The 13,877-nt window shown below is 68.2% G+C and carries 12 protein-coding genes; 4 read left to right on the top strand and 8 right to left on the bottom strand.

Going from position 1 to position 13,877, the window contains the following annotated elements; translation table 11 throughout:
* Positions 1-466: 466 nt before the first annotated feature.
* Both ABFX81_RS32765 and ABFX81_RS32760 read left to right on the top strand, forming a co-directional pair.
* Positions 467-1,453 (top strand): ornithine cyclodeaminase family protein, encoded by a 987-nt coding sequence (locus ABFX81_RS32765; protein WP_086844714.1) that lies wholly within the window; start codon positions 467-469, stop codon positions 1,451-1,453.
* A gap of 102 nt (positions 1,454-1,555) precedes the next feature.
* Positions 1,556-2,782, top strand: coding sequence for an MFS transporter (locus ABFX81_RS32760; RefSeq protein WP_086844712.1), 1,227 nt, complete (start codon positions 1,556-1,558; stop codon positions 2,780-2,782).
* Positions 2,783-2,838: 56 nt separating this feature from the next.
* Here the strand turns inward: ABFX81_RS32760 and ABFX81_RS32755 are convergent, their stop codons facing one another.
* Together ABFX81_RS32755 and ABFX81_RS32750 are read right to left on the bottom strand one after the other, a co-directional pair.
* Positions 2,839-3,858 carry a dihydrodipicolinate synthase family protein gene (locus ABFX81_RS32755; protein WP_086844710.1) on the bottom strand — a complete coding sequence of 340 codons (1,020 nt, stop codon included), beginning with the start codon at positions 3,856-3,858 and terminating at the stop codon, positions 2,839-2,841.
* 43 nt (positions 3,859-3,901) lie between these two features.
* A complete protein-coding gene (locus ABFX81_RS32750; protein ID WP_086844708.1) occupies positions 3,902-5,386 on the bottom strand; it encodes a succinate-semialdehyde dehydrogenase in 1,485 nt (494 codons plus the stop codon).
* Between the two features lie 120 nt (positions 5,387-5,506).
* On the opposite strand from ABFX81_RS32750, the gene ABFX81_RS32745 reads away from it, so the two are divergent.
* Positions 5,507-6,046 (top strand): MarR family winged helix-turn-helix transcriptional regulator, encoded by a 540-nt coding sequence (locus ABFX81_RS32745; protein WP_346139082.1) that lies wholly within the window; start codon positions 5,507-5,509, stop codon positions 6,044-6,046.
* Positions 6,047-6,052: 6 nt separating this feature from the next.
* Here the strand turns inward: ABFX81_RS32745 and ABFX81_RS32740 are convergent, their stop codons facing one another.
* From ABFX81_RS32740 to ABFX81_RS32725, 4 genes are read right to left on the bottom strand one after another with little or no spacing between them, the layout of a single operon-like run.
* Entirely contained in the window at positions 6,053-7,006 is a 954-nt protein-coding gene (locus tag ABFX81_RS32740) for a fumarylacetoacetate hydrolase family protein (protein WP_086844706.1), read from the bottom strand.
* 7 nt (positions 7,007-7,013) lie between these two features.
* Positions 7,014-8,957, bottom strand: coding sequence for an acetoacetate--CoA ligase (locus ABFX81_RS32735; RefSeq protein ID WP_086844704.1), 1,944 nt, complete (start codon positions 8,955-8,957; stop codon positions 7,014-7,016).
* Positions 8,954-9,532 (bottom strand): cupin domain-containing protein, encoded by a 579-nt coding sequence (locus tag ABFX81_RS32730; protein ID WP_346139081.1) that lies wholly within the window; start codon positions 9,530-9,532, stop codon positions 8,954-8,956. Before ABFX81_RS32730 ends, ABFX81_RS32735 begins: the two co-directional genes overlap by 4 nt.
* Before the next feature lie 17 nt (positions 9,533-9,549).
* Positions 9,550-10,569, bottom strand: coding sequence for a fumarylacetoacetate hydrolase family protein (locus tag ABFX81_RS32725; protein WP_086847031.1), 1,020 nt, complete (start codon positions 10,567-10,569; stop codon positions 9,550-9,552).
* 114 nt (positions 10,570-10,683) lie between these two features.
* Between ABFX81_RS32725 and ABFX81_RS32720 the strand changes: the two genes are divergently transcribed.
* Positions 10,684-11,283: a TetR/AcrR family transcriptional regulator gene (locus tag ABFX81_RS32720; RefSeq protein WP_326672452.1), complete on the top strand. Its 600-nt coding sequence runs from the start codon at positions 10,684-10,686 to the stop codon at positions 11,281-11,283.
* Positions 11,284-11,332: 49 nt separating this feature from the next.
* On the opposite strand, the gene ABFX81_RS32715 is transcribed toward ABFX81_RS32720, so the two are convergent.
* Both ABFX81_RS32715 and ABFX81_RS32710 read right to left on the bottom strand, forming a co-directional pair.
* Positions 11,333-12,271 (bottom strand): VOC family protein, encoded by a 939-nt coding sequence (locus ABFX81_RS32715; RefSeq protein ID WP_086847035.1) that lies wholly within the window; start codon positions 12,269-12,271, stop codon positions 11,333-11,335.
* A 42-nt stretch (positions 12,272-12,313) separates the two neighbouring features.
* The gene (locus ABFX81_RS32710; RefSeq protein WP_346139080.1) at positions 12,314-13,849 is read right to left on the bottom strand and encodes a bifunctional 3-(3-hydroxy-phenyl)propionate/3-hydroxycinnamic acid hydroxylase; all 1,536 of its coding nucleotides are present in this window, start codon (positions 13,847-13,849) and stop codon (positions 12,314-12,316) included.
* Between the last annotated feature and the right edge of the window lie 28 nt (positions 13,850-13,877).

Here is a 13,877-nt window from a genome sequence, read left to right as displayed (position 1 = left end):
CGCGGTGTTTGCCGGGCGAGGAGTCCGCAGGACCATCGCTTCGTCCGCCAGGTGGGGTCAGGGCGTCCCGCCCGGTGTGCGCGAGGGGTCGCCATCGCGTAAGGCCGAAGGTGCGCGCGGAAGTGCGGGCGGTACGCACGCCGCTTACGGTGAGGCACGAATGGAAACGATACGCACCGTATAGTAATGGAGAGGGTCGGCTGTCCGGCTCATCTCCAGCAGATCCTGAGCGATCGGCGCGGCTCTTCGCCAACGAGCCGATTGGCACGATGAGTTGGCGTGCCCCGGCATCTCTCGGCCCGCACTCGCCGCGACCTTCGCCGTCGGCGCCTCCGGCCTGTCGCGGGCACCCCTCCTCCTCCGGTCGACCGGCACACAGGCGGCGGATCCGGAGTTGAGCCGGGCCGAAGAGTGCAGACGGGCGGCCCGCCGATGAACCATCCCAAAACCCGCAAGGAGCATGCCCATGGCCGTGTATCTCACCGACGACGACGTCCGTTCCCTACTGGACTGGGAGTCCGCGCTGAAGGCTCTGCACGGGGCCTACGCCGCTCCGGTGTCCGAAGCGCACTTTCCCCCGCGGACGATGGCCAGGGGCGAGGAGGAGTGGATGCGCACCCTCAGCGGGATACTGCCGAGCAGCGGTGTGATGGGAGCCAAGCTCATCGCCGTGTCGAACGGCAAGCGCAGGGGCGCCTACCTCGTAGCGCTGTTCGACCTCGAGACCACGGAGCTCGTCGCCCTACTGGACGGCCGGTCGATCACGGGCTTCCGTACCGCGGCGACTTCGGCCCTCGCCGTCCGGTTCCTGGCACCGCATAGGGCACTCTCGGTCGCCGTCATCGGCTCGGGGTTCGAGGCGACGAATCACCTTCGGGCCTTGGCCGCGACGCGGGAGCTCACGTCCGTACGGGTCTACAGCCCGAGCCCGGCGAGCCGAGTCCGGTTCGCCGGGTCGTTCAGCGACCTGGCGACCGAAGTGGTCCCTGCCGAGACACCCGAGAACGCGGTCGACGGCGCGGATCTCGTGCTGTGCGCCGCCCGGTCCCGGGACGAGACGCCCACCGTTCGCGGCACGTGGCTCAAGGCGGGTACGACAGTCGTGTCCATCGGGTCGACGCTGCCCGAGCAGCGTGAACTCGACCCTCTCGCCATCGACCGCGCGGACGTCGTGGTGTGCGACCTTGTCGAGGAAGTCGCGCACGAGACCGGCGACTTCATCGCCGCACGGGCTGAGGGCCTGGAGTTCACCGACAAGCTCGTGCCCCTCGCCGACGTGGTCTCCGGTCGCACACCAGGCCGGACCGGAACCGATGACATCGTGCTCTACAAGTCGGTTGGTTCTGCTCTGCAGGATCTGACCGTCGCGGCGCTGTGCGCCCGCCTCGCCGGTGAACGTGGCGTCGGAGTTCCCCTGGACGCCCACATCAGCCGCGCCTTCCACGGAGCCTGATCAGCCGGACCGATCACCACGGCCGCCCCAAGGAGTGATGCCGGGGCGGCCCGCTCGACCGTTTGTGCACGTGCCTGTCCGTTCCTGCCTCAGGAGATCGACATGTCGCCCATGACCACCAGGTGGACCGTGCTCGGCGGTTCCTTCCTCGCCTACATGTTCGACGCACTCGAACTGGCGATCCTGGCGCTCGCCCTGCCCTCCATCCGGGAGGACCTCGGTCTGTCACTGGCTCAAGGCGGGCTGCTGGCCACCGCCACCCTGGTGGGCATCGGAATCAGCAGCGTGACGCTGGGGTGGATCGCCGACGCGTACGGCCGCAAGCGAGCGCTCCTGCTCTCGCTGGCGATATTCGGGGTGTTCACGGCCGCCTTGGCAGCCGCTCCGGATCTCTGGACGTTCCTGCTGCTCAGGTTCCTGTCCGGCCTCGGGCTGGGCGGCGTCTGGAGCGCCGTGTCCACCTATGTCGTCGAGTCGTGGCCATCGGGGTCGCGCGGCCGGGCCGTGTGCTTCGCACTGAGCTCCTCCCCGGTGGGCGGACTGACCGCGGCAGCCCTGGCCGCCGCGCTTCTGCCCGACTGGCGGCTGTTGTTCCTCGTCAGCGGCCTGGGAACCGTGCTGCCGCTCGTGGTCGTCGGTGTCTTCTTCCGCGAGTCCGAGGAGTGGCTCGCCGGCCGCCGAGGGGCCGGTCGGCGGGAAGAGAGGATCCGGCTCGGCCAGGTGTTCTCCCGCGGGCTGATCCGCCCCATCGCGGTCGGAACGCTGCTGGCGACCTGCGCTCTGATCGGCTGGTGGGGTGCCTCGACCTGGCTGCCCACCTTCCTGGGAGAGGAACGCGGCCTGAGCGTCTCCGCCGTCTCCACATTCATGATCGTCCTGAACCTGGGCAACTTCGTCGGCTGCCACGTTTTCGGCTTCCTGGCGGACCGGCACGGGTACCGTCGCGTCCTCGTGGTCTCCCTCGTCGGCAGCGGCGTGCTCCTGGCCGTGAGCGCGACGCAGTTCTCGACGGCGCCGCTGTTCCTGGCCGGCGCCGTCTTCGGGATCTTCACCTCCTTCTTCGGTCTCTTCGGCGGCTTCCTCGCCGGCCTCTTCCCCACCGAGGTCAGGGCCACCGGGGCCGGGTTCTGCTTCAACGTGGGCCGGGGTGTGTCGGCGTGTGCGCCCTTCCTGCTCGGGTCCCTGGCGTCCGCCGGTGGTCTCGGTACGGGGCTTCTGGTGTGCGCGGGGTTCTTCGTGCTGGCTGCGGCCACCCTTGCCGGGCTGCCGCGGACCAGCTCCGACTCCGGTGTGAGGACGCGGCTAGGATCTTCACCCACGCGCGCCTGAGTGAGCTCATGCCTCGGGGGCGGCCGTCAAGGCCGCCCCCTCGTTGTTCCCTCGGCTCAGGCCGGATTGCGTCCGGTGAAGAACTCACGGAAGGGATCCATGCTGGGCTCGAGGCCGGCGTCCAGGAGTCCCTTGCGCAGCGCGGTCATCTGACCGTCCTGCAGACGCATCGTCGGCTGGCGGAGCGGGCCGCCGTTGTAGCCCTGAAGCCACCCCTGGAACTTCCAGGCCTGCCGGTTGAGGACGGAACCGCCGTGAAGGGCGCCGAAGAGTCCCGCCTTCGTCTGACGGGCCGGGTGCAGCTGCCAGTAGATCGCCGTTGCCTCGTCGTACTTCTCGTCGCGCAGCAGTTGCATGACGCGCGGGATCATCGGGCCGTAGTACTCGTGGTCGCTGGTCGCCGACAACTGAATAGGCATCACCTGCGACAGGGGGATCAGATCGCCCTCGATCGGCACTGATATGACCACCTCGCCACCGAAAAGCCGGTTGCACTCGACGGCGCTCTGGATGTTGGGGTATCCGCCTTCGGCCTTGATGACCGCGATGTTGGGGATGTCGTCGATCAGACGGCGGATCAGCCGGGTCGGGAGATCGGAGGGGTGGATGCGAGCACCGAAGTTCCAGATGGTCATCGGGAACAGGATGATCCCGAGGTTCGTGGCCTCACAGACCGCCTTGGTGTAGTCGTAGATCTCCTGCTCGGACTCCGGGTAGAAGTTGGGCGGGTAGGCCAGCAGCACCAGGTCCGCTCCCGCCGCTTCGGCACCACGGACCGCTTCGAGGTTCTGCTCGAGGTCGTTCCAGCTCGCGTGGTGGACAACGTAGAAGCCGTCGCCGGCCTCGTCCTTGGAGATGCGGAGGAACTCCAGGTACTCGTCGAGGGTGATGCTGATCTCGGAGACACCGAGGGTACCGATGAAGCCATGTTCTTTGGCGAGGCGGATGTCGTGGCGGACGGCTCGCTCATTGACGGCCCGCAGGTCGCCGGTGAACGAGGGGATGGTGCAGTTGACCGCGCCGACAAGCTTCTCGCGGGCCCAGTCACGTGCCTCAGCACGGGTGTATGCGGACATGCCTGTCCCTTTCGTTCGTCGTGTGCGTTGAGTCCGTGGAGGTCTACCGGGCACCCGCGCCTTCCCAGGAGAGGTACTTCATCTCCAGGTACTCGTCGATGCCGTGGACCGAGCCCTCACGCCCGAGGCCCGACTGCTTAATGCCGCCGAACGGTGCGACCTCGTTGGAGATCAGCCCCGAGTTGATGCCGACCATGCCCGCCTCGATCGCAGCGGAGACCCGCCAGATCCGCTCGGCGTCGCGGCTGTAGACGTAGGCCGCGAGACCGAACTCGGTGTCATTGGCCATGCGGATCGCCTCCGCCTCGTCGACGAACCGGATGAGCGGGGTGACCGGCCCGAACGTCTCCTCCCGCGTGATCTTCATTCCGGGAGCCACATCGGCGAGCACGGTCGGCTGGAAGAAGAACCCGCCACGTTCGTGGCCCGACCCGCCGCACAGGACGCGTGCGCCGTGACCGGTGGCATCGGTGATGTGTTCCTGGACCTTGTCGACGGCGGCGGCATCGATGAGCGGCCCCTGCTCGGCGCCGGGTTCGAAACCGTCGCCGACAGCCAACTTGCTGACCCGCTTGGCGAGTTCCTCGGCGAAGCGGTCGTAGATGCGGGACTGGACGTAGACCCGGTTCGCGCTGATGCAGGCCTGGCCGGTGTTGCGGTACTTGCTCGCGAGGACTCCCTCGACAGCCGTCTCAAGGTCGGCGTCGTCGAAGACCAGGACCGGCGCGTTGCCCCCGAGCTCCATCGAGACCTTCTTCACCGTCTGCGCGCACTCCGTGAGCAGGACGCGTCCCACCTCGGTCGAGCCGGTGAAACTCACCTTGCGCACAGCTGGGTTGCCGGTCAGCTCCGGGCCGATCTCACGGGCCTTGCCCAGGACGACGTTGAGGACGCCCGCCGGGACGCCGGCGCGTTCGGCGAGCTCAGCGAGCGCGAGCGCGGTCAGCGGTGTCTGGGCGGCCGGCTTGACGACCATCGTGCATCCGGCGGCGAGGGCCGGCGCGGCCTTGCGAGTGATCATGGCCGCCGGGAAGTTCCAGGGTGTGATGGCGACGCACACGCCGACCGGCTCCTTGAGCACGAGGACACGGCGTGACGGGTCGGGGGCCGGGAAGATGTCGCCGCGCACGCGCTTGGCTTCCTCGGCGAACCACTCGATGAACGAGGCCGCGTACGCCACCTCGCCACGTGCTTCGGCGAGGGGCTTGCCTTCCTCCAGGGTGATCAGGCGGGCGAGATCCTCCGTGTGCTCCGTCACGAGCTCGAACCAACGGCGCAGGACCTGGGCCCGCTGCTTGCCGGACCGGGCGCGCCAGTCCGGGAGCGCGCGCTCGGCCGCCGTGATGGCATCGGCCACCTGGGCCCGGCTCATGGACGGCAGATCCGCGATCGTCGCGCCCGTGGAAGGGTTGTCGACGGAGAACCGCCCGGACTCCCCGTGACTGACCCAGCGTCCGTCGACGTAGGCCGACTCCTGGAAGAGCGACTTCTCGCTGAGGGCTTCTGCGGGTGCGGTCTTGGTGCTCATAAGGCTTTCCTCTTGTCCCTGGACATTCGATACGTTTCGGAATCGGGGCGCGGTACTCGGCACACTCCGGCCGTGAAGGCGGGCCGGAGGCCGAGCGGCCGTCCGGCCTACACTCCTGGTGTGGACCACGAGCACCCGGACAACGAGGACCTGCATTTCTGGTCGTTCATCGATCATGCGATCAGCCGCGCGAGCCGTGAGCTCCCCGGCGTCGATCCGCTGGCGATGCGGTTGGTGCTCACCCTCCACCGGGCCGCGAACATGCTGGTCTACGACCTGGAATCAACCGTCCACCGGCCCCGCGGATGGTCGTGGCCCGGCTTCCGCGTGCTGTTCGCGATCTGGCTGTCGAGCCCCGTCGAGGCGAAGAAGGTCGCGGAGCTGTCCGGCATGAGTCGTGCGGCCGTGTCGGCGCTGGTGAACACGCTGGAGCGGGACGGTCTCGTCACCAAGGCGCGTGCCCCGCACGACGGACGCGCGGTCAACCTCAGCCTCACCGAGAGTGGTCTGCACGCGATCACCACGGCTTTCCAGGCGCACAACGAACGTGAGCAGGAATGGGCGGGCTCGCTCAGCGCGGACGAGCGGCGGACGCTGATCGCACTGCTGGAGAAGCTGACCACCCACTCGCTGCACTCCGAGGTCAAGCAACGGACGTGACGGCTGCTACCTGCAGAGGTTCCGCTGCGCGCCGAGTCCGGTGATCCCGCTCTCCATCACGTCGCCCGCCTGCAGGAAGCGGCCGTAATGCGAGCCGTTGCCCTGCGGAGAACCAGTGATGATCATGTCGCCCGGCTGCAGCGTCACCCGATGCGAGATGTACGAGATGAGGGCCGCGATTCCGAAGATCATGTCGTTGGTGTTGCCCTTCTGCATGACCTTGCCATTGAGCCGGAGCGTGATGTCCAGGTTCTGCGGGTCGGGCACGAAGCGCGCCGGCACGAGGTAGGGACCCGTGGGGTAGAACGTGGGCTGGTTCTTCGCCCGCATCCAGTCGGTGCCCATCATCGGGATCTCCGGGCGGGGCACCAGGCTGCGCGTCGTCAGGTCGTTGCAGATGGTGTACCCGGCGACGTGGTCCAGTGCCTCGTCACGGCTCACCTCGCGTGTCTCGCGCCCGATGATCACGCCCAGCTCGAGTTCCCAGTCATGGTTCTCACCGAGGGAAGGCAGGATCACGTCGTCGTACGGGCCGCTGATCGCGGACGGGACGCCCACCCACACGTACGGCTCGCCGTGCGCGGCACGCTCGTCCATCTCCCGGGCGGCCTGCTCGCGCAGCTCCTCCTCCGTGGCGTCTGCCTTTCCCAGGCGGTGCGCCACCGTGATCTGGATGACGTGCTCGCGATAGTTGGCTCCGGCGCCGAAGATCTGGCCCGGTGGCTGGACGGGGGCGAGCACCGTGAGCTCCCCGACCGGCCGCCCTTCGCCCTCGGGTGCGTCGGCCAGGGACTGGAGCGCATCCAGCGATGCGTCCCAGTCGGCCAGCAGGAGGGATGTGGTCGTGGCCGCGGGCAGGGCGGTCCGGGTGTCGTACACCCTGTCGTTCACGACGATGCCGGGGAACGGACCGGACTGTCCGTCGGCGAACGTTCCCAGCGAGAAGGGGGTCTGGCTCATGGTTTCCTCATGCTTTCCGGCGGGCGTGGGCGAACTCCGCGTACTCCTGGAGCAGTGCGCTGTCGTCCACCGCGCCCAGGTCCACGACGTCGTTCAGGGAAGCTCCCTGCAGCAAGCGCTTGACCGGCACCTCGATCTTCTTTCCCGTGCGGGTGTGCGGGATCCCGCGCATGGGCACGACCTCGTCGGGCACGTGCCGCGGTGACAGCTCCTCCCGGATCACCTGGGTGATGCGCTGGGCCACCGCTTCGGGATCGGCGTTCTCCTGGAGGGCGACGAACAGCGGCATGTAGTAGGCGTCCTCGCCCAGTTCGGCGCCCACGACGAGGGCTTCGCGCACCTCGGGCAGCGCCTCGACGACCCGGTAGATGTCCGCGGGCCCCATGCGTACGCCCTGCCGGTTCAGGGTGGAGTCCGAGCGGCCATGGATCACACTGCTGCCGTCGGACTCGAACTCGATGAAGTCCCCGTGCCGCCAGGCTCCGGCATACACCGAGAAGTAGCTCTGCCGATAGCGCCGGCCGTCTGAGTCGTTCCAGAAGCGGAGCGGCATCGAGGGCATCGGTTGCGTGATCACCAGCTCGCCCCGCTTGCCGACCACGGGGTTGCCGTCCTCGTCCCACGCTTCGACGGAAACGCCCAGGGCGGGTGCCTGTATGCGGCCCACGCGGACGGGCAGCGTGGGGGCTCCGCCGACGAAGATCGAGCACACGTCGGTGCCGCCGCTCATGGACGTCAGCCACACGTCGCCGAGCCGGTCGTAGACCCAGCGGAAACCGTCGGTGGAAAGCGGTGACCCGGTCACCTGCACCGTCCGCAGCGCCCTGGTTCCAGGGGCGAGGCCGGCCTTCAGGCAGGCGTGCAGGTAGCCGGCGCTGACACCGAGCGTGTCGACGTCGTGTTCGTCCGCGACGCGGAAGACGCGCCCCAGGTCGGGGCGGACCGGGTTCCCGTCCAGCAGAACGATCGTGGCTCCGACCGCGAGCCCGGAGACCAGCATGTTCCACACCACCCAGCTGGTGCTGGCGACGGTGAGATAGCGGTCACCGGCCCGAAGGTCCGAGTGCAGCCGCAGGACCTTGAGGTGCTCCAGGAGGACACCTCCGTGGCCGTGCACGATGCCCTTGGGTGCCCCGGTGGTACCGGATGAGAACAACACCCACAGCGGGTGGTCGAAGGGCAGCTCGTCGAACTCCGGCTCGCCTCCTACTCCGGCGACCGTGCCCCAGAGCGACACGGGACGGTCCGCCGTGGGCAGGCTTCCGGGGTGGAGGTGATCGACCCAGAGCACGTGCTCCACCGACGGCAGCCGGTCGAGCAGGGTGCGCATCTCGTCCGTGCGCTCGTGCGTCCGTCCGCCATAGTGGTAGCCGTCCGTGAGCAGCAGCACCTTGGGCTCCAGCTGGGCGAACCGGGAGGTCACCCCGTCCGCACCGAACTCCGGTGAGCAGACCGACCAGACGGCCCCCACCGCCGCGCAGGCGAGGAGCCCTACGACGGCCTCCGCGCGGTTGGGCAGGACGGCGGCCACTCGGTCGCCGTGGGCCACACCCATCCGGCGCAGCGCGGCGGAGACGGCGGCGACCTGGCCGCGGAGTTCGGCTCGCGAGAACTTGTGGGACATGCCGTCGTCGTCCACGACGACGAGCGCCTCGCCCGGGCAGCGGCGCAGCACATGCTCGGCATAGTTCACGGTACGGCCGGGAAACCACGTACCTCCGGGCATCTCCTGCGGAGCCACCGGACCGGTCGGGGTACCACCGAGTCGTACGTCCTCGAACTCGGCGACGGACTCCCAGAACCGGCCCAGGTCTCGCGTCGACCAGCGCCAGAGATCAAGGTAGTCGGCACCGCCGTCGTAGTCCTTCAGCCCACGGCGGTAGCGAGCCAGTTCGCTGCCCTCCTGCCGGGCACTGCTGGGCATCCACAGAATGTCCTGCGCGGTGCTCATGAGACAGCGGTGTCGACGGGCAGGGCACCGATGAGGATGAAGGCCACGCGACAGGTCGTGTCACTGCGGTTGGACCAGGCGTGGCTGGTGCCTCTCTGGATGATCACGTCACCGGCCCTGGCGAGGGTCTCTCCCTCGTCCGTCAGCAGCCATATCTCGCCCTCGAGGACAAGGGCGTAGTCCAGGCTGTCGGTGCGGTGGAACCAGAAGTGGCGGCCGCCGACGGTGTGTTGGGCGGCGTCGCGGGCGTGTTCGCCGTCGATGTCGTCGAAGAGGGAGTCGGCGGCGGCGTCGGTGTAGGCGCTGTCGGGCGGGAAGCTGGCGATCCGGAAGACCGTTCCTCCGGGCTTGGGGTGCATCGGCACCTGGACGTCGGCGGATGCCGCGTCCTGGTTGCCGTCGTTGCTGACATCGCCCGGTTCGGTCTGCCAGGGGACGATCGCGCCGAACCCTTTGACGGAGTCGGACACGAAGACGTTGGGAGCCGGGCCGTCGCTGATGACGGTGGAGCGGCCGTCGGCGGTGTGGCCGGTGACGATGCGCCGTATCGGCTTGATGGCGTGCGGGTTGGTCATCTTTGTCGATCCCGTCGTCAGTTCGCCGGCGTACCGAAGGGGTACGGGCGGGGCTCGGGCCACCAGGGGGCCTTGTCCGGCTCGGCGCTCAGTCGGTTGCGCAGGACACCGACGCCTTCCAGTTCGAGTTCGATGACGTCTCCGAGCGACAGCCGCCGGTCGAGCTCCAGGCCGGAGCCGTTGGGCAGGGTGCCGGAGCCGATCAGGTCGCCGGGCTGAAGCCTGTCGTTGATGGAGACGTAGGCGAGCATCTCTTCCGGCGTGTAGATCATTCCCTCGGCGGTGGTCTCACTCCAGACCTCACCGTTGACGCGGACAACGCCCCTGAGCCCGTCGGTGGAGGGCAGCTCGTCGACGGTCGTGATCCACGGACCGATGCCGTACGCGTAGTCCTTGCACTTCTGCGGGCCCATGCTCATGGCCATCTCGTAGCCCTGGACGTCGCGCGCGCTGAAGTCGTTGAAGATCGTGACGCCGAACAGGTGGGCGCGGGCTCCGTCGGGAGTCAGATTGCTGCCCGCGGCTCCGACGATGAGGCCCATCTCCAGTTCATAGTCGACGTATTCGGAGTAGCTCGGGTAGGGGATCTCCTCGTCGTGGCCGTAGACCACTCCGGTGGATCCCTTGAAGTAGCCGGGCGTCTTGAACAGCTGGGGGTTGGGCAGTCCGCCGCCCACCCTGTCGTGGAATCCCTTCATGTGTGCCGGGAAGGTCAGTCCGTCGCGGATGACCGGCGGGTCGACGGCCGCCACCCAGGACAGCCCGTCGATCGGCAGTGAGGCGTCGTCGGCGGCCTGGTCCACGGCCCAGTGGGCGGCGTCGAGGAACGCCGACCCGGCGGCGATGGCGGCGGCCATGCTCGACGGGAAGTGGGCCGCGGCCAGTCGGCGGGCCGCGTCCGGCGTCGCGTATTGCGCCTGCCTGCCCAGGGCGTAGGCCCTGGCCAGGTCGATGACCCTGCCCTCGTCGGGCCGCACGGCGACGATCCTGATCTGGTCGCCGTCGGGGGAAGGTACTGAGATCCGACCGAGCTTCATGTGTACAACTCCTTCATCTATTCGAAACGTTTCGTATCGTATGGCAGGCTCGTCCCCTTGTCGATCCTGCGCTGACATTGGGGAATGAGGCCGTGCGTGGGTTAACTTGGCTCCGTGGCTGTACGAAGCGAATTGAGTCGTCGCGCGATCCTCGACGCGACCATGGACCTCCTTGTGCGCGACGGCCGGCGCGCCACCACGGTGCAGAAGCTGACCATGGAGGCGATCGCCAAGCGGGCCAAGGTCAGCAAGGCGACGATCTACCGGTGGTGGCCGAACAAGGCCGCGGTCGTCATCGACGCCTTCATGGAGAACCACCTGGCGCACACCCGCATCCCCGAAGGGGTGCCGGTGCGCGACGCCCTCCTGGCACACCTCAAGTCGCTGATCTCCCGCTACGCCGGCCCGCAGGGCAAGCTGGTCGCACAGATCATCGCCGAGGGGCAGTACGACCCCGAGACGATGGCCAACTTCCGCGAGCGGTTCTGGCAGGAGCGCGCCGCGGCCGTCGAGAAGCTGATGCGCAGGGGAATCGACGAAGGCGTCTTCCGGTCCGACCTCGATCCGAAGTCGGCAGCCCAGTTGTTCTACGCACCGGTCTACTTCCATCTCCTCTTCGGCGTCAGCCCGCTCGACGACGCGCTCGCGGAACAGCTCGTGGAGCTGGGGATCCGCGGCCTGGAAGCCCATCCGTCACCGGACGGGGAATCCTGAGCCCTCCCCCCGTGGTGGCGTCCCGAGTGCGCCTCAGGCGCTAGCGGGGTCACACCGGCGGTGCGATGAACAGTCCCCGGTCCGGGTCGTTGAACATCTCCTTGGACACGAACTCGTTCATCGGGTTGGACGTCCCCCACACGTCCGAGGTCTCCGGGTCATCGGTGCTGTACAGGTGGGGGTGCCAGGTGTCCTCGTCGAGGATCTCCAGCTCTGTGGTGTATTCCATGGTGTTGCCGTTGGGGTCGTGGAAGTACGTGAAGGTGTTGTCGCCGGCGCGGTGCCGACCCGGGCCCCAGACCTTGTGGACGCCATCGCGCATCAGGCGGCCACTCCCGCGCATGTACTCCTCCAGGCCGCGCATCTCGAAGGACGCGTGGTGCAGCGATACATGGGGACAGCGGGCGATCGCGATGCTGTGGTGCTGCGGGTTGCAGCGCAGGAACCACATGATCCCGCCGAGCTGGGGGTGCACGTTGGTGTCGGTGAGCCGGAAGTCCAGGTACTTCTCGTAGAAGGCCATCATGCGCTCGGGCTCGGGGGAATTGAGGACGACGTGGGACAGCCGCACCGGGATGTCCTCGCGCTCCTCGACCTTGCGGTGGGTGCGGGCGGCGACCTCGGTGGAGATCTCGATGGTGCGCCCTTCGACGTCGAAGAACCGGAAGCCGTAGCCGCCGCCGGGCGTCTGGAGCGTGTCCGGCTCGCTGACCAGCTTCACACCGTCGGTGGCGAGGCGGGTGGCGAGGCCGTCCACCGCGGCGCGGTCGGCGGCGCCGAAGGAGACCAGGTCGAGGCGCTTGTCCTGGGAGCGGCGGACACGGACGACGTACTGCTCGGGCGAGCCCTCGGCGGCGAAGTACGTGACATCGCCGTCGGTGCCGGCCTTGGTCAGCCCCCATTGCTGCTCGTAGAAGGCGACCTGCTTGTCGTAGTCCTGAACGGCGATGTCGACGTGCCGAAGGTGGGTGATGGGTTGGTCGTGCATGGTGAACTCCTGGGGGTGAAAAAGTGTTTGCACGCGCGCGGGTCAGGCCTGCAGGGTGTTCTCTTGCTGCGGCGGGCTCATCTCGCGCCGGGGTTCCGGGGCGCCTGCGAGAGGCAGGAGTCGGAGCAGTGCTTCGAGCTCTTCGGGGGTGTGTGCCGTCCCGAGCACATAGCGGTCGGGACGGACCAGGACCGCGGGGGCGTCGACCGAGGCGAGCAGTTGGCCGACGTGCTGCGGGGAGGTCAGTACGGCGACCTCGGGCTCCTCCTCCAGCGCCTTGCGTACGGGATCGGGCAGCCCGGCCGTCAGTTCGGGCGTGGCCGCGAGCAGGAACCGGCGTCCCACGAGGTCGTCGAGCCGTGTCCCGTCGGGCAGCATCGGCTGCATCGAAATACGTCCGGCGTGCGGGTCGGCCGGGCCTGTGTGCACACCCGGGCCCAGGGCGGGTGCCGACGGGTAGCCATCGGCCGGGTTGGCACGGATGTGCGCATCCCGCTGGGCGGCCATCACGGGGTCAGTGGTCTGGACGAGTCCGGCCATCGTCGCCGCCTGCTGAACCCAGTATCTGGCGTGGTCCTTGCGTTCGGACTCGTAGGTGTCGAGCAGGGACTCGGGGGCTCTGCCACGTGAGACGAGCCGGATCTTCCACACCAGGTTGGCCACATCCCGCAGGCCGGCGCACAGTCCCTGGCCGAACAGCGGAGGTGCCAGGTGAGCGGCATCGCCCGCGAGGAACACATTGCCGACCCGCCACGACATGGCCAACCGCGCGCGGAAGGTGTACACGGCGATGCGGTCGGGCTCGAAGTTCTGCGGTGTGAGAACCCCTCGGCTCAACCGGGCGATGCCCGCCGGTGTGGCGATCTCCTCCCGGTCGTCCTCGGGGAGGACCTTGAACTCCATGCGCACCCGGTCACCGGGGAGCCTGATCCAAAGCGCGGGACGGGTGTGCCGGCCGAGGAAGACCATGTCACCCTTGATGCCCGCCGTCCCGCGCAGGTGTCCGTCGACGACGAGCCACGGATCGTCGGTGCCGAGGTTCTCGCCGGATATTCCGAGCGTGCGCCTGACGGTCGAGGTGGCGCCGTCACAGGCGATGACCCATCGCGCGGTGAGCGTCTGTGTCGTTCCGTCCGGTGTACGGACGGTGCAGCGGACTGAGCCGTCACCTTGCTGGATGTCCAGCAGCGTGGTGCCGAGCCGGAGTTCCACATCGGCGAGCCGCTCGACTTCGGCGCGCAGCAGCGCGTCGACCTCAGGCTGGTGGAACAGGACCTCCGAGTGCCATGCCTGGGGTCCCATCTGCCCCGTGGCATGGGCCACCAGAGTCTCGCCGGCCTCGTTCTCCATGCGGTAGTCGCACATCGGCTTGATCCGGGCGGAGAGTTCCTCCCCCAGCCCCATGGACTGGAAGGAACGCACGGTCTCACCGTCGAAGTGCACGGCCCGCGCCTGTCCCCACAGCTCGGGCTCGCGTTCGATCCCCACAGCCCGTACACCGGCATGGCCCAGCAAAGCAAGGGCCATCACCCCGACGGGTCCACCACCCACAACGATGACTTCGCAGTCCTGTGACACGTGAACTCCATTTGCGGCTCGGGTACTT

The sequence above is a fragment of the Streptomyces coeruleofuscus genome, assembly GCF_039532725.1.
Lineage (GTDB): Bacteria > Actinomycetota > Actinomycetes > Streptomycetales > Streptomycetaceae > Streptomyces > Streptomyces coeruleofuscus.
The sequence above is the reverse complement of the archived record's forward strand: the minus strand, read 5'-3'. Positions and strand labels throughout refer to the sequence as shown.